A 20,890-nucleotide genomic window follows, 5' to 3' on the forward strand; every position below is an offset into this window, starting at 1 on the left:
TATTACGAAGGGATGTTTTTCACCATGGTTACAAATCGTGTTGTCTTTTTAACAGGTGCTGCAAGTGGTATTGGTTATGAAATGGGAAACGCTTTTGCAAAAGAAGGTGCAAAAGTTGTGATTACCGATCGTCTTGAAGAACGTGCAAAAGAAGCTGCTGACCAATTACAAAAAGAAGGCTATCAAGCTATCGGTTTAAAATGTGATGTTACATCTGAAGAAGAAATTACAGCTGCAATTTCTCAAACGGTTAATCATTTCGGTTCATTACATATATTAATTAATAACGCAGGAATGCAGCACGTTTCACCAATTGAAGATTTTCCAACCGAAAAGTTTGAACAACTTATTAAAATTATGCAAATCGCTCCTTTTATCGCAATTAAGCATGCCTTCCCAATTATGAAAAAACAAAAGTATGGCCGAATTATTAATGTAGCCTCCATTAATGGCCTCGTTGGATTTGCAGGGAAATCAGCCTACAATAGCGCAAAACATGGCGTAATTGGATTAACAAAAGTCGCCGCTTTAGAAGGCGCTACTCACGGAATTACCGTTAATGCGCTTTGCCCTGGTTATGTGGATACCCCTCTTGTACGTAATCAACTACAAGATTTAGCGACTACACGAAATGTACCACTTGAAAATGTTTTAGAAGATGTTATTTATCCACTTGTACCACAAAAACGCTTATTGCAAGTACAAGAAATCGCTGATTATGCTATGTTTTTAGCGAGCGAAAAGGCGAAAGGTATAACTGGTCAAGCTGTCGTTATCGATGGTGGTTATACCGCTCAATAAAAATAAAGTTTGCTCCCGAAGAGCAAACTTTATTTTACTTTCTATCGTGAGGACCTTCCTACTTTAGTAATTGTTTAGGGAGTTTCTCGATCGCAACAATTACCCCATCTAATTTGCTTTCAATACGATGAAGTAAATATAATGTTACAACAATTGGAAAACCTACATTACCTACCATCCTGATCCACTCTTCCATCTTTCTCTCCTCCTTTCATTATATAAATAAGAGAAAAGAAAACATTTAGGCATAAAAAGACAAGCTATTATGTATTAGCTTGTCTTTCAAATAATGATGCAATTTCCTGTTCATAATCTCCTCGTATAATACCTTTCTCGGTAATAATACCTGTAATTAATTCATTCGGCGTTACGTCAAATGCAGGATTATAAACATCAGTTCCAATTGGCGCCACTTGTTTTCCAAAAATTTTCGTAACTTCTGTTTCATCTCTTTCTTCAATAACAATTTCACTACCTGTTTGTTTCGTAATATCAAATGTCGATAGCGGAGCTGCAACATAGAACGGGATATCAAAATACTTTGCTAATATAGCTAAATTCATTGTTCCAATTTTATTTGCTGTATCTCCATTTGCGACAATTCGGTCCGCTCCTACTATAATCGCGTTTATTTCTTTCGTTTGAATAGCATGAGCTGCCGTATTATCTGTAATAAGTGTTACATCAATATTTGCCTGTTTTAATTCCCAGGTTGTTAAACGCCCACCTTGTAAAACCGGTCTCGTTTCACACGCATACGCATGTAAACGTACACCTTTTTCTTTCCCAATATAAAACGGTGCTAATGCAGTACCATATCTAGCAGTTGCAATACTGCCAGCGTTACAAATTGTTAAAATGTTATCATCGTCTTTAAAACATGTTAATGCATGTTCTCCAATACTCCGGCATACGGCTTCATCTTCTTGCTGAATGAGAAGCGCTTCTTCTTCTAATTTTTTTTGTGCTTCTTTTATTGTAGTAATTTCTCGAATAGATTCTCTCATACGATCGATTGCCCAAAATAAATTGACTGCTGTTGGGCGTGACGTTCCTAAATAATTACAATCTCTATTAAACTTCTTTTGAAATTCTTCAATATGTACAGTGTTATATTTTTGGGATGCAAGCGCCAAACCAAATGCAGCTACAATTCCAATTGCAGGTGCCCCTCTTACTTCTAGCATGATAATACTTTTCCATACCTCTTCAATCGTCGTTAATGTTTTGTATTCTGTACTGTGTGGCAACTTTGTTTGATTTAATACTGCAATAGCATCCCCTTTCCAACTAACAGACCTCGGAATAGTAACAATTGTACTCATGCTTTTACCCCTCCAGAAACTGTCTGTTGGAATAGTGTTCGGAACAGTTGAATATCAGCGTTCTTAGATTCATATTTTATTAGTTCTTTACCTAAGGATAACGCTTGTTTCTTAGCTTGAATTCTCGTTTCTTTATTTGCTATTTCATCTAAATCAGCTACATGCGCTAAGCCAATCGTTCTACGGATAAGCTCACATCCAGCGAATCCAACGGCATCCGTAAAAATATTTTGCAAAATAATTGGCAACCATTGTTTCTCTTTCGTATATGCTTCTACACCTTCTCCAATCCATAACTTCGTAAAAGTTTCTACAAAATAACTCCATGTTTTTTCAATATGGAAAAATAGCACATTTCTTTTTGCCTCTTCACGTGATAACGCATTTAATAATAAATTTGCAATAAATTGCCCAAGATCGAATCCAAATGGACCATATGTTGCAAATTCTGGATCAATCACTTTCGTTTCAGAAGGTGATGAAAAAATACTTCCCGTATGTAAATCTCCATGAATAAGTGCTTCTTTTCTCGTTAAAAATTTATATTTATACTGTGCCACTTTTAATTTGACAGTTTTGTCACTCCATAGTTCATCTACAGCTAGCTGCAAATCTGGTTCATAATCATTCGTATCGTAATGGCCAAACGGATCTGTAAACACTAAATCTTCTGTAATTTTGCAAAGGTCTGGGTTTACAAATGCACCTTCTAGTACCCTTTTCTCTTCTGACTCTAACCCGAAATCTGAAGTATAAAACAACACATGTGCTAGAAAACGACCGATATGTTGGGATAAAAGTGGGTACTCCTCTCCATCTATAAATCCTTTTCTTGTAATTGTTAGTCTTGATAAATCTTCTATAACTGTTACTGCTAACTCTTCATCATGACTGTACACTACCGGCACATATTCCGGCACATACTTCGCAAAAATTTGTAATGCTTTACTTTCAATCGTCGCTCTTTTTATAGACAATGGCCAGCTCTCACCAACTACTTTCGCATATGGCAGTGCTTGTTTTATTATAATAGACTTCTCTCCATCATCTAATTTGAACACGTAATTTAAATTGCCATCTCCAATTTCATGACAAACTACATTTGCTTTCTTTTCAAAATAATCGTGTTCTTTCGCATATTGTATAGCTGTCGTTTCAGTTAATGAATAATATCCCATCGTCTTCTCCCCCTTTTTATTCAGAGGTTTTTCTAAAATAGAAAAACCTCTTTCCACAAAGAAAGAGGTTTGAAGTTTATCTTCTCCCCTCTTATCTGCCAGAAAGTTTTACTTTCTGCTGGAATTAGCACCGTGCCTTTTGGCGTAAATAAACGCCCCATTTCACAATGGTATTACGGTCGGTTGCTGGGCTTCATCGGGCCAAATCCCTCCACCTGCTCTTGATAAGAGTTGTATAATTTTTTGAATTTTTAACTTTATGTTGAAGACTATACCAAGAATAAAAATCACTTGTCAACATTTTATTTGTATAATTCTGGACGACGATCTGCAAAAACTGGAATTCCTTTGCGTACTTCTTTAATTTTCTCAAAATGAAGCTCTCCAAATAAAATTGATTCTTCTTCATTCGCTTCTACAACAACTTCACCCCAAGGATCGATAATTAAAGAATGACCCGCAAACTCATTATTCGGATCCTTTCCTGCCCTATTACATGCAACAACATAACACTGATTTTCAACTGCTCTTGCTAGCAATAGCAAACGCCAATGTGCTAAACGAACTAATGGCCATTCTGCTACAACAAATAGAACTTTTGCACCTTTAGCAGTATGAACACGCATCCACTCCGGAAAACGAATATCATAACAAATTGTACCAGCACACTCTATATTATCTAACTTAAATTCGCCTGTACTATTTCCAGCGATTAAATATTTATGTTCATCCATGAGCTGAAATAAGTGCACTTTGCTGTATTCATTGACTAGCTGACCTTTATTAGTTACTACATACATTGTATTTGTAACACCTTGATCTGTTTGCTTCGCTATAGAGCCACCGACAATATGTACACCATATTGTTTTGACCACTCTTTCAGCTTTTCTTTCGTTTCTAATCCATCCCTATCTGCAATTTCAGAAAGCCTAGTTAAATCATATCCTGTTGTCCACAGTTCTGGTAAGACAATCACATCTGGTCTTTCTTTCATCGCTTCACTTATTTTATTTTTAGCATTTTCAATATTTTTTTCTACATCTCCAAAGACAATATCCATTTGAATACATGCGACTTTCATTTTGTCAGCCCCATTCTTAATTTTTTCTTTACAAAATACTGGAAAGATTATATCATTTGTCACTAGAATTGTAACAACTTTCAAAAGAGGTGGAAAGTATGAAATTATTTCAACCTTCTGAGATAGTAACATCATTGCCAACACAATTTTTCGCTTCACTTGTTGCAAAAGTTAACAAAGTCGTTGCAGCAGGTCACGATGTTATTAATCTAGGACAAGGTAATCCAGATCAACCAACACCGCAGCATATAGTAAAAGCTTTGCAAGACGCTGCTGAAAAGGCCATTCATCATAAATATCCGCCATTTCGTGGACATGAAAGTTTAAAAGAAGCTGTGGCAACATTCTATAATCGTGAATACGGCGTAGAATTAAATCCAAAAACAGAAGTTGCTATTTTGTTTGGCGGAAAGGCCGGATTAGTAGAATTACCAATTTGTTTTACAAACCCTGGCGATACCATTCTCGTTCCAGATCCAGGATATCCAGATTATTTATCGGGGGTTGCTTTAGCAAAAGCACATTTTGAAACAATGCCGCTACTTGCAGAAAATAATTTTTTACCAGATTATACGAAAATTGATGACACTATCGCTGAACGTGCAAAGTTAATGTTTTTAAATTATCCAAACAATCCTACTGGTGCTACTGCATCAAAAGATTTCTTTGATGAAACGATTCATTTTGCTAATGAACATAATATATTAGTCGTTCATGATTTTGCTTACGGTGCGATTGGATTCGATGGTCAAAAGCCTGTTAGTTTCTTGCAAGCAGACGGTGCTAAAGATACAGGTATTGAAATTTACACTTTATCAAAAACTTTCAATATGGCTGGATGGCGTATTGCTTTTGCTGTGGGAAATGCAAGTGTCATTGAAACAATTAACTTATTACAAGATCATATGTATGTTAGTATTTTTGGTGCAGTTCAAGATGCTGCCCGTGAAGCACTATTAAGTTCACAATCTTGCGTCGTAGACCTTGTAAATAGTTACGAATCTCGCAGAAACGCTCTTATTTCAGCTTGTCACTCAATTGGTTGGGATGTAGACATTCCAACAGGATCATTCTTTGCATGGCTTCCTGTACCAGAAGATTATACCTCTGAGCAATTTTCTGATATTTTACTAGAAAAAGCACACGTTGCAGTTGCCCCTGGTGTTGGATTTGGTGAACATGGCGAAGGGTATGTCCGTGTTGGTCTCTTACATACCGAAGATAGATTACGAGAAGCCATTAATCGAATTGATAAATTAAATTTTTTCAAAAAGTAATTGACAACACGAAAAATATCTGACAAAATTCAGTTATCTTAAAAATTTGAACATTTCTAAATACTTCTTATCAAGAGCAGGTGGAGGGACGAGCCCGACGAAACCCGGCAACCGATCTACAATTGTAGACACGGTGCTAATTCTCGCAGCGTTATGCTGACAGATAAGGAGCTGGTTGTAAAAAAACCTCTCCTTAGCTGAGAGGTTTTTTTATTTAACTAGGAGGTTTTAACAATGAGCGGAATTATAGCAACGTATTTAATCCATGATGATTCACATAATTTAGAAAAAAAGGCCGAGCAAATTGCACTCGGTTTAACAATTGGCTCTTGGACTCATTTGCCACACTTATTGCAAGAACAATTAAAACAGCATAAAGGCAACGTCATTCATGTTGAAGAATTAACTGAACACGAACATACCAATTCGTATTTACGTAAAAAAGTTAAACGCGGGATTATTAAAATTAAATATCCGTTATTAAACTTCAGTCCAGACTTACCAGCAATTTTAACAACTACATTCGGAAAGCTATCACTTGATGGCGAAGTGAAGTTAATTGACTTAACCTTTTCAGACGAGTTAAAAAAGTATTTCCCTGGTCCAAAGTTCGGTATAGATGGTATTCGAAATCTTTTACAAGTGCATGAACGTCCCCTTTTAATGAGCATTTTTAAGGGAATGATTGGACGAAATATTGGGTATTTAAAAACGCAATTACGTGATCAAGCAATTGGTGGTGTAGATATCGTAAAGGATGATGAAATATTATTTGAGAATACATTAACACCACTTACGAAACGCATTGTATCTGGAAAAGAAGTTTTACAATCCGTATATGAAACATACGGTCATAAAACGTTATATGCCGTAAATTTAACAGGTCGAACTTTTGATTTAAAAGAAAATGCGAAACGCGCTGTGCACGCTGGAGCTGACATTCTATTATTTAACGTATTTGCTTACGGACTAGATGTCCTACAATCACTAGCAGAAGATGATGAAATCCCAGTTCCTATTATGGCACACCCTGCTGTAAGTGGCGCTTACTCAGCATCCAAGTTATATGGTGTTTCATCTCCATTATTACTCGGAAAGCTATTACGTTATGCTGGGGCTGACTTTTCATTATTCCCATCTCCATACGGAAGTGTTGCACTAGAAAAAGAGGAAGCTCTTGCTATCTCAAAATATTTAACTGCAGACGATCCATTTTTCAAGAAGAGTTTTTCTGTTCCGTCTGCTGGTATTCACCCTGGTTTCGTTCCCTTTATTTTACGAGATTTTGGTAAAGATGTTGTTATTAATGCTGGCGGCGGGATACATGGACATCCAAGCGGGGCGCAAGGCGGTGGTAAAGCTTTCCGTACTGCAATTGATGCTACTTTGCAAAATACACCACTCCATGAAGTGGATGATATAAATTTGCATAGTGCACTACAAATATGGGGAAACCCTTCTCATGGGGTGAAATTATGAGTATTCAAGTATTTTGTGATTTCGATGGCACGATTACAAATAATGATAACATTATGTCCATTATGGAAAAATTTGCGCCACCAGAAGCGGAAGAAGTAAAGAATAGAATTTTATCACAAGCGTTGTCTATTCAAGAAGGTGTTTCTCAATTATTTCAATTAATACCTACTAGTCTACACGATGATATGATTCAATTTTTAATAGAAACTGCTGAAATCCGTAGTGGCTTTCATGAATTTATACAATTTGTAAATGAAAATAACATTTCTTTTTACGTTATATCAGGTGGAATGGACTTCTTCGTCTATCCACTCTTACAAGAAATCATTCCAAAAGAGAAAATTTACTGTAATGAAACAGACTTTTCACGTGAATTCATTACCGTTAAGTGGCCTCATCCTTGTGATCACCATTGTCAAAATCATTGCGGATTATGCAAATCATCGTTAATTCGTAAATTAAGTGACTCGAATGACTTCCATATTGTGATTGGAGATTCAATTACTGATTTACAAGCTGCGAAACAAGCAGATAAAGTATTTGCTCGTGACTTCCTTATTACAAAGTGTGAAGAGAATGCTATTGCTTATACACCGTTTGAAACATTCCATGATGTTCAAACTGAATTAAAACATTTGTTGGAGGTGAAATCATGAAACAACTTTTTCGTCAGTGGTATGACTTAAGCGAGATAAAAAAAGAGTTAACAATACGAAATTGGTTTCCAGCAACGAGTGGTAATATTTCTATAAAGGTTAGTCATGAGCCACTTACTTTTCTTATTACAGCAAGTGGTAAAGATAAAACAAAAACTACTCCAGATGATTTTCTATTAGTAGATCATCTAGGGGTTCCCGTATTAGAGACTGAATTACGCCCTTCAGCAGAAACAATATTACATACACATATTTATAACAATACGAATGCCGGGTGCGTACTTCATGTTCATACAACTGATAATAATGTCATCACAAATTTATATAGTGATGCAGTCACCCTTCAAAATCAAGAAATTATTAAAGCTCTCGATATTTGGGAAGAAGGCGCAACAATTCGCATTCCTATTATCGAAAACCATGCCCATATCCCAACGCTTGGTGAAAACTTCCGCAAGCATATACAAGGAGATTCTGGAGCAGTATTAATCCGTAACCACGGTATTACCGTATGGGGCCGTGATAGCTTTGATACAAAGAAAAGATTAGAAGCTTATGAGTTTTTATTCCAATTTCATATAAAACTATTATCAATTCAAGGAGGCGTTTCTAATGGCGCAAATTCGTATTCATGAAGTAAATACTCGCATCGAAAATGAAGTGGAAGTATGTAAATTTCTACAAGAGGAAGGTGTTTTATATGAGAGATGGAATATCGCTCATCTTCCTACTCATTTACATGAAAATTATTCGTTAACAGATGAAAACAAAGCTGAAATATTAGCTGTGTTTTCAAATGAAATCGCTGATGTTTCAGCGCGCCGAGGTTATAAAGCACATGATGTAATTTCCCTTTCAAATAGCACACCTAACCTTGACGAATTATTAATTAATTTCCAAAAAGAACACCATCATACTGATGATGAAGTTCGCTTTATTGTTAGTGGGCATGGCATCTTTGCCATTGAAGGAAAAGATGGAAAATTCTTTGACGTTGAACTGGAGCCAGGCGATCTCATATCTGTTCCTGAAAATGCAAGACATTATTTTACCTTGCAAGATGATCGTCAAGTTGTAGCTATTCGTATTTTTGTTACAACTGAAGGCTGGGTTCCAATTTATTAAGGTAGTTAGTTGAATAAAAGGACTTGGATCCCCTTTTCCAACCTTTTATTCACTCTACATATATACATCCTCCTATAGAACAGGCTTATTTCAAAAAATGAAATAAGCCTGATTTTTTATTTTCTCAAACATATGAGTCCTTCTATTCAAAAACAATCTCTCCTTCTATTTTTTAAGTGATTTTTTTAACACTTTTTGAACATTTATTGAACTTTTTTTGAATTTTTTCTGAAAATTCTGTTTTGTATATGATATACTACAATTAACTAATAAGGAAAAGAATATCGCAAACAGAGGGGGATAATCATGAGTTTACTTATCGCACTTATACTAGGGGTTACGTGTGGAGCACTTCCTGTTATTCTAGGAGCTATTATGGAAGAGTTGGAAGTTGGTGTTTTAGGTTTTGTCGCATCTTGTGTAAGCGCTTTATTTTTTGGCTTATTCGGTGCTATTCCTGTTTCAATTCTGTGTGCATTTTATATAGTACGCCATGCTCGTGCAAAACAATTCGGTCCTAATCATATCGCACAAGTTATTCCATTCCCAATCGAACGATGCCGCCGAGCTTCTAGCTTATAATTATAAAATTAAAAATAAATAAAAGTCCTCAAATGAGGACTTTTATTTATTTTCTTCTAGAAATTGAAACAATTCTTGTAGGTGCAAGACGTCTTCACTATAGCTAACAGATACGTGACATATGCCCTCAATCTCAGCTTGCATATATAGATCAACTCCATCTCGATCATATTTCAATGCCAAATAAAATTCCATTTCTTCTAACATCTTTTTTGAAGATCGAATAACATAATGCCCCTTTTCATCTCTTCCATATTCGAATTTCGGCTCAAAATCATATTTTTGTTTAAAAGCTTCTTTTTGTTTTTCATTAATTTTTATACAAGTTGCTCGTTGTACAGTATCAATCATCTCATCAAATTTTTGAAGATCCATCTCATTTACCCCCTTATGTACTTTTTGTATAACACTTGTGTTCCGCTATTCTCTTCCCCATCTTTCATTAACTCTTCATACAATTCCTTCGCCAAACTTAAACCTGGTACTGGTAATTGCAATTTTTCCGCCTCATCTAAAGCAATCTTCATATCTTTCATAAAATGCTTTACATAAAACCCTGGTTCAAAATCTCCCTTTAACATTCGAGGAGCTAAATTACTCAATGACCAGCTACCTGCTGCTCCCGTTGAAATACTTTCTAATACTTTATCTGGATCTAGTCCAGCTTTTTTCGCATAAGCAACAGCTTCACATACTCCAATCATATTTGAAGCAATCGCTATTTGATTGCACATTTTTGTATGTTGTCCACTTCCAGCTGGCCCTTGCAACTGAATATTTGTTCCTAACTTTTCAAATAAAGGTAAACATTTTTCATATATTTCTTTCTCGCCACCGACCATAATTGCAAGTCTTGCTTCTTTCGCACCAACGTCTCCTCCTGATACAGGTGCATCTAACGTATATACATTCTTACTTTTACCAATTTCATTAATACGTTTTGCCAATGTTGGTGTAGATGTCGTGAAATCAATTGCTATCGTACCTTCATTTGCATTCTCCAAAATTCCATCTATCCCAAAGTATACTTCTTCTACATCATGTGGATATCCAACCATAGTCATTACAACATCAACTTGTTTTACTAACTCTTTCGGTGTATCACACCAATTTGCACCATCTTGCACTAAAGAGTCTGTCTTCGCTTTTGTTCTATTATATACATATACTTTATAACCGTCTTGCATTAAATGACGCACCATACTTTTTCCCATTACACCAATACCGATAAAACCTATTGATACATTTTTACGTTCCATTTTCTCATCCCCTTTGTTCTAATAAATCACTTACCATCTTTCGAAACTCATTATTAAAATCATCATCTATACTATTTTTCACATTTGAAAATAAAATAACAAAAGTGCCTTTTTCTTTATTAAAATTATTGAAAGTATTCCAACCAGATAGTACACCATGATTATAAAAATAATCCGGATATATGTAAAAACTAAATGCATATTTTCGTTCTGTTGAAGGTGAAAACATCGCTTGTATACTTTGTTCAGAAAGAAGTTTCCCATTTATAATCGCTTCGTCTAATTTCTTCATATCGCCAACTGTCGTATACATCTCACCGCATCCGTATAACCACTCCATTAACAATTTTTGTGCAGGTTCAAGGACATTCTCTTTCTTTACATATCCTTTAGTAAAATGCTGATCTCCCTGAGCCATATTTCCCATACCAGATTCATGCATTTCTGCTTTAGTAAATATATTTTCTTTTATGTAATCTCCTAAAGGTTTTTTTGATATGCTTTCTATAATATAGGCAAGCACCATATAATTATAATCTGTATATCTCCAACCTGCGCCTGGTGGAAATTCTAATTTTTGACTTCCAATCCAATTTACTAAGTTTATACGAGAAGCGGCATTCACTTTCCCTTTTCCGCTTTCTGGTAAACCTGATGTGTGTGTTAACAAATGATATAAGGTGATATTTTTATCTACCGGAAAAGAGGGAATATATTTATTTACATTGTCTTGAATATTTAACTTCCCTTGTTCCTGCAGCTGTAAAATAGATGTGGCCACGACTGTTTTCGTAATAGAACCGATACGATATTTGGTTTGAGGCGTATTTTCTATCTTATATTGAACATCAGCATACCCATATCCTTTATTCAATATAACATGCTCTTTATCTGTCACTAAAACTGTTCCATTAAATTGCTTTCCTATTAAATATTGATCTAACTTTTGAGATATACTAGCATAATCAATTTGTTGTTCTTCTTTTTCTCCTATATTCTCTTGTACTTCTGATTCAATAGTAGGATTCACCTTAGTTGTTAATACAGTACTTTCCTTTATATTGGGATTATAGAGAAAATAGTATACTCCACCACCAACTACAGCAGACAGCAAAGCCATCGTCATTATTTTTTTTATCATATTGTTCCTCCATAATTCCTTCGTTCAAAATCCCCCTCACATTCTATTATCGAACAATAAAAAAAAATCGCAACAATTTGTTGCGAAAAATTATTTTTTTTCTTTTCTATATACACATACTTGATTTTTTCCATTTTTTTTCGCTTCATATAATGCAATATCTGCTCGTTGCATTAATTCTTCTCTTGTTATCCCTTGTTCATATAATGCAACTCCAAAACTGGCTGTTAACTTCGAGATTCCTGAGAATTGCTTTGTTTCGATGAAAAATCGTAATGATTCCGCAACCTGAAATGCCTCTTTTTCTACTGTATTCGTTACTAATATAATAAATTCTTCTCCTCCCCACCTTGCAAATACATGTTGCTGCTCCACTTTAGATTTCATAAGCTCTGCAAGCTGAATTAACGCTAAATCACCAAAATCATGACCATACGTGTCATTTACTGTTTTAAAATTATCTATATCAAATAAAATGAGCGCTATTTTTTCATCGTTACGCATTGCATTATCCCATTCTGCCTCTAGTATTTGTTGGAACTTCAAACGATTATAAATCTCTGTTAACGAATCTATCATCGCAAGCCTTTCTTGTTCTTGATAGATTTCATCTAATTCTGTAATCTCTGTGCACTTCACAATAAATCTTGATAAATCTTCTGGCAGTGGTGTCGCACGCAATAAAAAAGTTGACACTTCTCCTTCATAATTGGACATCTTAATTCTTCTATCATATGATAATGTATCATCTAACCATGTTATATCATGGGTTGTTGAATAGTATCCATTTTCTCTAATAAAATGTTCAGCAAACACTAAATGTTGCTCACGATAGGCAAACAAATTTTCATATCCGAAAAACTCTAAAAAGTTTGTATTACAATCAACAATCTCATCGTCTTCTACTATAAATAATAGATCGTTTTGAAAATCAAACATCATTTGAAGTAGTTCTTGTTGCAAACTTACTTGCCGTACTAAAGACAACTGATACAAACTCTTATTCACTTCCTCTAACACCATTTGTGGAGTCACAGGGGCTATCACAATATTACGTATTCCTAACGTAAGCACCTCTGCAAACTCACTTGTTATCTGTTGATCCCAAATGACAATAAATGTACTCTGTGGATTATACATATTCTTTATATATTTTATTTGAGGAAAATCTGTTACATACATAATTACAATATGTGGTTTAGTCCTCTGAAACAATAATTCTCCTTCTTCAAAACTATTTGCTATAAACATACATTTTGGATGAATATTTTCTATCGTTTGTTGATGTGTACATCCATTTTCTATATAAAGGACATTTAACTGAAGATCTTGTAATACATTTTGGAAAACCGTATTCTCTAATAAAAAATGTAGTATGTTCATCACTAGTCTTCACTCACTTCATATATCTTGTTCTACTGAATTCCTCACAAACATTTTATAAAAGGCTGCTCTCAAAAAATTTTAATGAGTGAGGGATACATATTAACAAGCTAATTGAGAATGTTCTCTTTTCTTTTTCACTCTATAAATTCCTTTTTTAGTGTATGATTATCGGAATTGTATCGTTTGTATGAATGCCCTAGCTTCCGCTTTAAAACTTGACAATTAAAATAAAGATATTATATTCTTAAATTCGATAACTTACAAAATGTAAGTAGAATATATTACATGTATTTTTTCATAATTTGATATGTAATTTGGAGGATATATAATGACAAACGATAATTTTTTTAATGTTCTATATGAACGCACATCTACACGTGCATTCAACCCTGAGAAAGAAATTTCATCTACAGAGTTACACGAGATTTTAAAAGGAGCTGCTCAAGCACCTTCTGCTTGGAACTTGCAGCACTGGAAATTCCTCGTATTCCAAGGTGAAGATGTACAGAAACGATTACATCCAATTGCTTATAACCAGCAACAAATACTTGATGCTTCTGCTGTAGTCGCTATTTTAGGTGATTTAGAAGCTTATAAAAACGTTGAACCAGTTTATGGTCCAATTGTAGAACAAGGATTTATGAAAGAAGAAGCTAAAGAGCGCTTAGCTAAAAATATTGAGTCTGCATATGCTCGTGAGCAATTCCCAAGAGATGCAGCCTTTTCAAATGCATCTTTAGCAGCAATGCAACTTATGCTTGCGGCTAAAGCAACTGGCTGGGATACTTGTGCTATTGGTGGTTTCAACCCACAAGCACTTATAGAAGAATTCAATGTTTCATCTCGTTACGTACCAATTATGCTTATTACAATTGGTGAATCAACTTTAAAAGGCCACCCTGCACCACGAATGAGCGTAGAACAAGTGAGTGAATGGGCAAAATAAGAAAGTGAACCTTTAATCAATACGAGGGTCTTACTGCCTGTTAATACGGGATAAAAAAGAAACGAAGGTAATTTCATTACCTTCGTTTCTTTTTTGTCACACATCCGTAATATTACAATGTATAATTCGACATCTACACATAAAAAAAACAGTAAATTTTATGCTATTCCCATAAATACAAATGGCGTTTCGTGTCGAAATTTGTTAAAACGCCGGAATATAACCGTGTGTTTTTGTTACAATTATGATACAATGATAACAAATAGATAACAAGAGAGGGATTTTCATTGAGTTCATACGGAAGCTTTATCGCACTTTTAAGTTACATAGTAACTGTACTGCTGTTATATTTTATTGGCGATGCTGCAAACATATCAGTGTTACAATTCCCAAAAGAAGAAGCGTTTCAATTAGAAGCAGAAAAACATACGGCAAGATCCATTGCACCACTACTCTTAGCTCTTCCTGTATATATCATCGTTTTATATAAAAGCAAAAAAGTGTAAAGGCTACCTATTTCATTCATTTCGGTGGTCTTTACATTTTTTTGTGATATCTATCCTATTTTAAACATCATCCCGTAATAAACACCCAGCTAGTCTTTTAAAATGAGAAAATCCCCTAGAAAAAATTCCACTCTCTGTCCAGTCACTCACTACCGAACTTACATAGATTATAAGTGTGAAGGGGGTGATGAGGATTATGTTTGGATCATTTGGATGCTGTGATAACTTTAGAGACTGTCATCATCGTGAAAGAGAGTGTGACCATCGTGAGAAAGAGAGAGAGGTAGTTAGACCACAACAACCAGCTGTATGTAACGTGCTTGCTAGCATTTCAGTTGGAACAGAGCTTTCTCTTTTAAGCATTAGAGGTAACGGCACATTCAACAATGTAATTTTTGAAGGTTTCGCTAATGGTGTTGCTCTTTTCTCTGCTTTAGCTCGTAATAACGATAACAAAGATAACAATAATAAAGACGATAAGAACAATCAAAACCGAAATACTTTTACTGGTATTTTACGTGTATGCCCAACTGATATCGTTGCTATCGCTATCTAATTCTGTTCCTTATCCTCTATAGTAAGAAAATAAGATTTACTTTTCTCATAGAAAAAACCTGAGACCGATTTCAAATCGACTCAGGTTTTTTTATTGATTATATGCTTTTAACTAGTTCAACAACTTCTTCAGCAGTTGACATCATTAATGCTTTTTCTGCTAATGTTTCCATTTCTGCTTTTGACAACTTGCTTAGTTGTGTTCTTGCAGGAAGAATAGATGTTGCACTCATACTGAACTCATCTAAACCTAATCCTAATAATAATGGGATAGCAAGTGAATCTCCCGCCATCTCACCACACATACCAGCCCATTTTCCTTCTTTATGAGCCGCTTCGATAACCATTTTTACAAGACGTAAAATAGATGGGTTATACGGTTGGTATAAGTAAGCTACTTGTTCGTTCATACGGTCTGCAGCCATTGTGTATTGGATTAAATCATTTGTTCCGATAGAGAAGAAATCAACTTCTTTTGCGAATTGATCTGCTAATACTGCTGAAGCTGGGATTTCAACCATCATACCCACTTCAATAGAATCAGAAACAGTTGTACCCGCTTCTACAAGTTTCGCTTTCTCTTCTAATAAGATTGCTTTCGCTTGACGGAACTCATCAAGAGTTGCAATCATTGGGAACATAATTTTTAAGTTACCGTATACGCTAGCACGAAGTAATGCACGAAGTTGTGTACGGAACACATCTTGCTCATCAAGACATAAGCGAATTGCACGGTATCCTAAGAATGGGTTCATTTCTTTTGGTAAATGTAAGTATGGAAGCTCTTTATCTCCACCGATATCAAGTGTACGAACAACAACAGGTTGACCTTCTTTTACACCTTCAAGAACTGCTTTATACGCTTCGAACTGCTCTTCTTCTGTTGGAAGATTGTCACGGCCCATGTATAAGAATTCTGTACGGTATAAACCAACGCCTTCTCCGCCATTATCGATAATACCTTGTACATCATTTGGTGTTCCGATATTTGCAACAAGCTCAACGTGATGTCCATCACTTGTTACAGTAGCTTGGTCTTTTAATTTTGCCCATTCAGTTTTTTGCTCTTCAAATTTCGCTTTCTTTTCTTCAAAAGAACGAAGAGTTTCTTCTGATGGATTTACAATTACTTCTCCATCTAAACCGTCGATGATTACGATGTCGCCGTTTTGGATTTTCTCCATAACAACTTTCGTACCAACAACAGCTGGAATTTCCATAGAACGAGCCATAATTGCAGAGTGAGATGTACGTCCACCGATATCAGTTGTAAAACCTTTTGCATACTTACGGTTTAACTGAGCTGTATCAGATGGTGTTAAATCTTCAGCAATGATGATTACTTCTTCAGAAATTGTACCAGGGTTTGAGAAGTTAATTCCTAGTAAATGTGCAAGAACGCGTTTTGTTACGTCACGAATGTCCGCAGCACGTTCTTTCATATATTCGTTATCCATGTTTTCAAACATAGAAATAAACATTGATGCAACTTCATCCATTGCAAATTCAGCATTTACTTTTTCGCTATTTACTTTATCTTTTACTGGGTTTACTAGTTCTGGATCATTTAACACTAATAAATGTGCTTCAAAGATCGCAGCTTTATCAGCACCTAGCTCAGCAAAAGCGTGGTCCTTAATAGCTTCTAATTCAGTTTTTGCTTTCTCAAGCGCAGCGTCTAAGCGTGCAATTTCAGCAGCTTCGTTTGTAATTGATTTCTTTTCAATGTTAAATTCAGGATTCTCAAGTCTGAAAGCCTTTGCAATAGCAATCCCACTTGATGCAGCGATCCCTTGAATGTTAAGAGTCATTATTCTCCTAATCCTTCGTTTTTCATAGTTTCTTCGATAGCTGCTAGTGCTTGAGCTGCATCATCACCATTTGCAGTGATTTTAATTTCTGCGTTTTGTTGAATACCTAAAGACATAACGCCCATGATTGATTTTAAGTTAACGTTTTTTCCGTTATACTCTAAGTTAATGTCAGAACCAAATTTGCTTGCAGTGTTTACAAGTAGAGTTGCTGGACGAGCATGAATTCCTGAGTCGCTAGTTACTTTAAAGATTTTTTCCATGATAATTTATCTCCTTTAAATTACAGTATTTTTTTAGTTGTATAGACGTGAGTACTACATCATCTATTGTATATAATAGGCGATGTTCGGTCAACCACATCGCCTATTATAATTATAAACATTTTGCGTCAAATTCCTACTGAATGTCAATAATAGCGTTTTCGCCCTTCTTAACATTTCCATCTTTTTTCAATTCGACTTGTTGTCCTTGTTGTAAATTCGTAAAGACAATTGGTGTAATGATAGATGGTGCATTTTCTTTTACAAATGCAAGATCTACTTTTAATAATGGTTGTCCTTGTTTCACTTTGTCGCCTTGTGCTACAAGTGCTTCAAAACCTTCACCATTTAATTTTACAGTATCAATACCGAAATGGATTAAAATTTCTTTTCCGCCTTCAGATTGAATGCCAATCGCATGCTTTGTAGGGAATACGTTGACAATCTCACCATTAACTGGAGAAACTACTGTTCCTTCTGTTGGCTCGATTGCAAATCCGTCTCCCATCATTTTTCCTGAGAATACTTGATCAGGTACTTCTGTAATCGGTAAGATTTTCCCTTCAATTGGTGAAACGATTGTTTCGTTTTCATCAACTTGCTGAGGAGCTTCTTCTACTTTTACAGGCTCTTCTTTTTCAACATGAGGTGTACGACCTGACATAATATCATGAATTTGTGATTTTAATGTGTCAGATTTCGGTCCGAAAATAGCTTGAATGTTATTTCCTACTTCAAGTACACCAGCTGCTCCAAGCTCTTTTAAGCGATCTTTGTTTACGTTCTTTTGTTCGTTAACTTGAACACGTAAACGAGTAATACAAGCGTCTAAAGAAGCAATGTTTTCTTGACCACCAAGTGCTACTAATACTTCACGAGGAAGTTCACCCGCTTCAGTTTTTCCTGCACCGTCATTCGCATTTGCTACTTCACGACCAGGTGTTTTTAAATCCCATTTACGGATTGCAAAGCGGAATCCGAAGTAGTAAATAACTGCTAGCACAAGACCAACAATAATTACCCACCACCATGCTGTACGGCCTGGTAGTACTCCGAATAACATAAAGTCGATTAAACCACCAGAGAATGTCATACCAATTTTAACACCTAAAATTTGCATTGTCATAAATGATAGACCAGCGAATACGGCATGAATTCCGAATAGTACTGGTGCTACGAATAAGAATGAAAATTCAAGTGGTTCTGTAATACCTGTTAAGAAAGATGTTAATGCAGCAGAGCCTAAAATACCAGCTGCTAATTTTTTATTTTCTGGACGTGCTTCATGGTACATTGCTAATGCTGCTGCTGGAAGACCGAACATCATGAACGGATACTTACCAGTTGTAAATGTACCTGCTGTTAATTCTACACCGTCTTTTAACTGTGCCATAAAGATTTTTTGATCACCACGGATTAATTCGCCAGCTGCATTTGTATACTGACCGAATTCGAACCAGAACGGTGAATAGAAAATGTGATGTAATCCAAATGGAATTAATGAACGTTCAATTAAACCGAATATGAATGCTGCTAATGTTCTATTTGCATCAATCATTTGATGTGAGAACGTATTTAAGCCACCTTGAATGTATGGCCAAATGAAACACATGATAATACCTACTACTAAAGAGAATGTTGCAGTTGCGATCGGTACGAAACGCTTACCTGCGAAGAAACCTAAGTATGACGGTAATTCAATGTTGAAGTATTTATTGTAGCAATATGCCGCTACTATACCGACGATAATACCACCAAACACTCCCGTTTGTAGCGTTGGAATTCCTAATACGTTTGCATATGCTGGATCAGCAAATCCAATTTTTACTGGATCTGCTCCAGAACTTGTTACTTTCACTAGCTTATCTACTTCTAAGAACACACTCATCGTTTTGTTCATAATTAAGTAGCCAACGAATGCTGCTAATCCAGCTACTCCGTCTCCACCAGCTAAACCAATTGCTACCCCAACTGCGAATAATAATGCAAGGTTAGCGAAAATAATATCACCAGATTGTTCCATAATTTTTGCTACCATTACGAACCAATCTGCTTTTAAAGCAGGAATAACATTTGTTAACTGTGGATTTTGAAATGCATTACCAAATCCAAGTAAAATACCTGCTGCCGGTAAAATCGCTACTGGAAGCATTAACGCTTTTCCGACTTTTTGAAGAACACCAAAGATCTTCTTAAACATGGAAACCCTTCCTCTCTTATCTATATTGATACCTTCCGACAAACGCCAAAAAGACATGAGGAAAAAAAGATAGAACGATAGCTATACAAAGGGTAGTATATCCCTTTCTCAAGCTTACATTCCTTACTTTTCTCCACTCATGCCTGATCGAATCAGTAACACGTGTCAAAAATAGGTTTACGTATAAGTTCACTATAATTAAGGCAAACGTTTTCGTTACTTACCTTAATGTGTTTGTCGAAATTTGTATAACTTTGCAATAGTTATTATACATAACTATTGTAAGCGATTCAATGATTTTTTTTAACGTTTTCATTTTAGACAAAAATATATGTCTTTTTACACATGCTCTGCTTTCACTAAGCGCTGCAGGTGCATCGTTAAATATATGCTCTCTGCTTCATACACAGGAAGTTGCAATTCTTTTTGCATGACCTTAACGAGCTTCCAAGCTAAATTATAACAGACGGGATATTCCGCCTTTAATAAATCAGCAAAGCTTTGTGATTCCTCTACTTTCTCCCCTTTTTTCACCCGTTCAATAGCATATTGCAAATGACGGATAAGGCGTAAGTAGTGGATACTTTCTTGGTCTAATGTAATTTGTAAGTTTGTCTCAATTAAAGATACAAGCTGTGCAATAAGACGGGAGTTTTGATTAACTGAAGATAAATCTGAATTTGTAAGTGAACTGTATATATGGAGTGCAATAAAACCAATTTCTCCTTCTGGCAATATAATTTGCAAACGAGAATTTAAAAGATCTACAACACCTTCAGCAATTTCATATTCCTCTGGATAGAGCATTTTCGTTTCAACTAAAAAAGGATTATCAATTGTAAGTCCTTGTTTTAATCTCTTAATTGCAAAAGAAATATGATCTGTTAAAGCGATATGAATATGTTCATTCAATGGTGATTTTGCTTTTTCTTGAATGTAGAACATAATATCATTCATTAATTCAATTAATTTTTCACTCACATGTGGCACTAACAGTTTGTATTGTTCACGATCACGTTCATTTTTTAAAACAAACATTTTCTCAATTTGTTCTTGCTCCAATACGTCTTTCGCTTTTTTCCCAAATCCAATTCCTTTACCAATCACTACTACTTCCTCGTGTTCAGGATGGCTAGCAATGATGACATTATTATTTAAAACTTTTTTAATTTCTAGATAATTATTCATATAACACCACCCTCGTACTTAAATAGCCTGCTTTTATGTTACAGAACATTCTTCTTTGTCGTCAATGTAAAACATCTACCATTTCATAAAAATTCATTTTTTAGACATGTTTATATATGATGCGTATAAT

The 20,890-nt window shown here is 35.3% G+C and carries 22 protein-coding genes and 2 riboswitches; of the genes, 10 read left to right on the top strand and 12 right to left on the bottom strand.

Annotation, left to right across the window (positions count from 1 at the left end; all coding sequences use genetic code 11):
• Window positions 1–24: 24 nt before the first annotated feature.
• On the top strand, window positions 25–801 hold the full coding sequence (locus MR115_RS04700; protein ID WP_098585020.1) for a 3-hydroxybutyrate dehydrogenase: 777 nt from the start codon (window positions 25–27) through the stop codon (window positions 799–801).
• 58 nt (window positions 802–859) lie between these two features.
• Here the strand turns inward: MR115_RS04700 and MR115_RS04705 are convergent, their stop codons facing one another.
• From MR115_RS04705 to MR115_RS04720, 4 genes are all read right to left on the bottom strand, one after another.
• The gene (locus MR115_RS04705) at window positions 860–997 is read right to left on the bottom strand and encodes a YvrJ family protein (RefSeq protein WP_000393345.1); all 138 of its coding nucleotides are present in this window, start codon (window positions 995–997) and stop codon (window positions 860–862) included.
• 67 nt (window positions 998–1,064) lie between these two features.
• Window positions 1,065–2,126 carry an S-methyl-5-thioribose-1-phosphate isomerase gene (gene mtnA / locus MR115_RS04710; protein WP_242240189.1) on the bottom strand — a complete coding sequence of 354 codons (1,062 nt, stop codon included), beginning with the start codon at window positions 2,124–2,126 and terminating at the stop codon, window positions 1,065–1,067.
• Window positions 2,123–3,304, bottom strand: coding sequence for an S-methyl-5-thioribose kinase (gene mtnK / locus MR115_RS04715; RefSeq protein ID WP_242240190.1), 1,182 nt, complete (start codon window positions 3,302–3,304; stop codon window positions 2,123–2,125). The genes mtnA and mtnK overlap by 4 nt, the downstream gene beginning before the upstream one ends.
• A gap of 88 nt (window positions 3,305–3,392) precedes the next feature.
• Window positions 3,393–3,535: riboswitch (SAM riboswitch) on the bottom strand.
• Window positions 3,536–3,606: 71 nt separating this feature from the next.
• Window positions 3,607–4,470 (bottom strand): carbon-nitrogen family hydrolase, encoded by an 864-nt coding sequence (locus MR115_RS04720; RefSeq protein ID WP_242240612.1) that lies wholly within the window; start codon window positions 4,468–4,470, stop codon window positions 3,607–3,609.
• 14 nt (window positions 4,471–4,484) lie between these two features.
• Between MR115_RS04720 and MR115_RS04725 the strand changes: the two genes are divergently transcribed.
• The 6 genes from MR115_RS04725 to MR115_RS04750 all read left to right on the top strand — a co-directional run bounded on the left by MR115_RS04725 (window position 4,485) and on the right by MR115_RS04750 (window position 9,505).
• The gene (locus tag MR115_RS04725; protein WP_242240192.1) at window positions 4,485–5,663 is read left to right on the top strand and encodes a pyridoxal phosphate-dependent aminotransferase; all 1,179 of its coding nucleotides are present in this window, start codon (window positions 4,485–4,487) and stop codon (window positions 5,661–5,663) included.
• A 64-nt stretch (window positions 5,664–5,727) separates the two neighbouring features.
• Window positions 5,728–5,833: riboswitch (SAM riboswitch) on the top strand.
• Window positions 5,834–5,897: 64 nt separating this feature from the next.
• On the top strand, window positions 5,898–7,142 hold the full coding sequence (gene mtnW, locus MR115_RS04730; RefSeq protein ID WP_242240193.1) for a 2,3-diketo-5-methylthiopentyl-1-phosphate enolase: 1,245 nt from the start codon (window positions 5,898–5,900) through the stop codon (window positions 7,140–7,142).
• Window positions 7,139–7,798, top strand: a complete 660-nt coding sequence (locus MR115_RS04735) for a 2-hydroxy-3-keto-5-methylthiopentenyl-1-phosphate phosphatase (protein ID WP_242240195.1) — start codon at window positions 7,139–7,141, stop codon at window positions 7,796–7,798. Before mtnW ends, MR115_RS04735 begins: the two co-directional genes overlap by 4 nt.
• Window positions 7,795–8,433 carry a methylthioribulose 1-phosphate dehydratase gene (locus MR115_RS04740; RefSeq protein WP_242240198.1) on the top strand — a complete coding sequence of 213 codons (639 nt, stop codon included), beginning with the start codon at window positions 7,795–7,797 and terminating at the stop codon, window positions 8,431–8,433. Before MR115_RS04735 ends, MR115_RS04740 begins: the two co-directional genes overlap by 4 nt.
• The gene (locus MR115_RS04745; protein ID WP_242240200.1) at window positions 8,411–8,923 is read left to right on the top strand and encodes a 1,2-dihydroxy-3-keto-5-methylthiopentene dioxygenase; all 513 of its coding nucleotides are present in this window, start codon (window positions 8,411–8,413) and stop codon (window positions 8,921–8,923) included. The genes MR115_RS04740 and MR115_RS04745 overlap by 23 nt, the downstream gene beginning before the upstream one ends.
• Window positions 8,924–9,229: 306 nt before the next feature.
• Entirely contained in the window at window positions 9,230–9,505 is a 276-nt protein-coding gene (locus tag MR115_RS04750) for a hypothetical protein (protein ID WP_000054671.1), read from the top strand.
• A gap of 42 nt (window positions 9,506–9,547) precedes the next feature.
• Here MR115_RS04750 and MR115_RS04755 read toward each other — a convergent pair whose 3' ends face one another.
• From MR115_RS04755 to MR115_RS04770, 4 genes are all read right to left on the bottom strand, one after another.
• A complete protein-coding gene (locus MR115_RS04755) occupies window positions 9,548–9,880 on the bottom strand; it encodes a DUF3909 family protein (RefSeq protein ID WP_242240203.1) in 333 nt (110 codons plus the stop codon).
• Between the two features lie 5 nt (window positions 9,881–9,885).
• The gene (locus MR115_RS04760; protein ID WP_242240207.1) at window positions 9,886–10,764 is read right to left on the bottom strand and encodes an NAD(P)-dependent oxidoreductase; all 879 of its coding nucleotides are present in this window, start codon (window positions 10,762–10,764) and stop codon (window positions 9,886–9,888) included.
• 4 nt (window positions 10,765–10,768) lie between these two features.
• The gene (locus MR115_RS04765) at window positions 10,769–11,905 is read right to left on the bottom strand and encodes a serine hydrolase (RefSeq protein WP_242240210.1); all 1,137 of its coding nucleotides are present in this window, start codon (window positions 11,903–11,905) and stop codon (window positions 10,769–10,771) included.
• A 90-nt stretch (window positions 11,906–11,995) separates the two neighbouring features.
• A complete protein-coding gene (locus tag MR115_RS04770) occupies window positions 11,996–13,288 on the bottom strand; it encodes a GGDEF domain-containing protein (protein ID WP_242240212.1) in 1,293 nt (430 codons plus the stop codon).
• 331 nt (window positions 13,289–13,619) lie between these two features.
• Between MR115_RS04770 and MR115_RS04775 the strand changes: the two genes are divergently transcribed.
• From MR115_RS04775 to MR115_RS04785, 3 genes are all read left to right on the top strand, one after another.
• Window positions 13,620–14,237: a nitroreductase family protein gene (locus tag MR115_RS04775; protein WP_061679120.1), complete on the top strand. Its 618-nt coding sequence runs from the start codon at window positions 13,620–13,622 to the stop codon at window positions 14,235–14,237.
• 287 nt (window positions 14,238–14,524) lie between these two features.
• Window positions 14,525–14,743, top strand: coding sequence for a hypothetical protein (locus tag MR115_RS04780; protein WP_000100490.1), 219 nt, complete (start codon window positions 14,525–14,527; stop codon window positions 14,741–14,743).
• A 196-nt stretch (window positions 14,744–14,939) separates the two neighbouring features.
• Window positions 14,940–15,299 carry a DUF3915 domain-containing protein gene (locus tag MR115_RS04785; RefSeq protein WP_242240214.1) on the top strand — a complete coding sequence of 120 codons (360 nt, stop codon included), beginning with the start codon at window positions 14,940–14,942 and terminating at the stop codon, window positions 15,297–15,299.
• Between the two features lie 97 nt (window positions 15,300–15,396).
• Here MR115_RS04785 and ptsP read toward each other — a convergent pair whose 3' ends face one another.
• From ptsP to glcT, 4 genes are all read right to left on the bottom strand, one after another.
• Window positions 15,397–17,109: a phosphoenolpyruvate--protein phosphotransferase gene (ptsP, locus tag MR115_RS04790; protein WP_061679119.1), complete on the bottom strand. Its 1,713-nt coding sequence runs from the start codon at window positions 17,107–17,109 to the stop codon at window positions 15,397–15,399.
• On the bottom strand, window positions 17,109–17,372 hold the full coding sequence (gene ptsH, locus MR115_RS04795; RefSeq protein ID WP_000411080.1) for a phosphocarrier protein HPr: 264 nt from the start codon (window positions 17,370–17,372) through the stop codon (window positions 17,109–17,111). The genes ptsP and ptsH overlap by 1 nt, the downstream gene beginning before the upstream one ends.
• Before the next feature lie 136 nt (window positions 17,373–17,508).
• Window positions 17,509–19,572, bottom strand: coding sequence for a PTS glucose transporter subunit IIABC (gene ptsG, locus MR115_RS04800; protein WP_098585014.1), 2,064 nt, complete (start codon window positions 19,570–19,572; stop codon window positions 17,509–17,511).
• Between the two features lie 339 nt (window positions 19,573–19,911).
• The gene (glcT, locus tag MR115_RS04805; protein WP_001067319.1) at window positions 19,912–20,760 is read right to left on the bottom strand and encodes a glucose PTS transporter transcription antiterminator GlcT; all 849 of its coding nucleotides are present in this window, start codon (window positions 20,758–20,760) and stop codon (window positions 19,912–19,914) included.
• Between the last annotated feature and the right edge of the window lie 130 nt (window positions 20,761–20,890).

The organism is Bacillus cereus group sp. BfR-BA-01309 (assembly GCF_022664315.1).
Lineage (GTDB): Bacteria > Bacillota > Bacilli > Bacillales > Bacillaceae_G > Bacillus_A > Bacillus_A mobilis.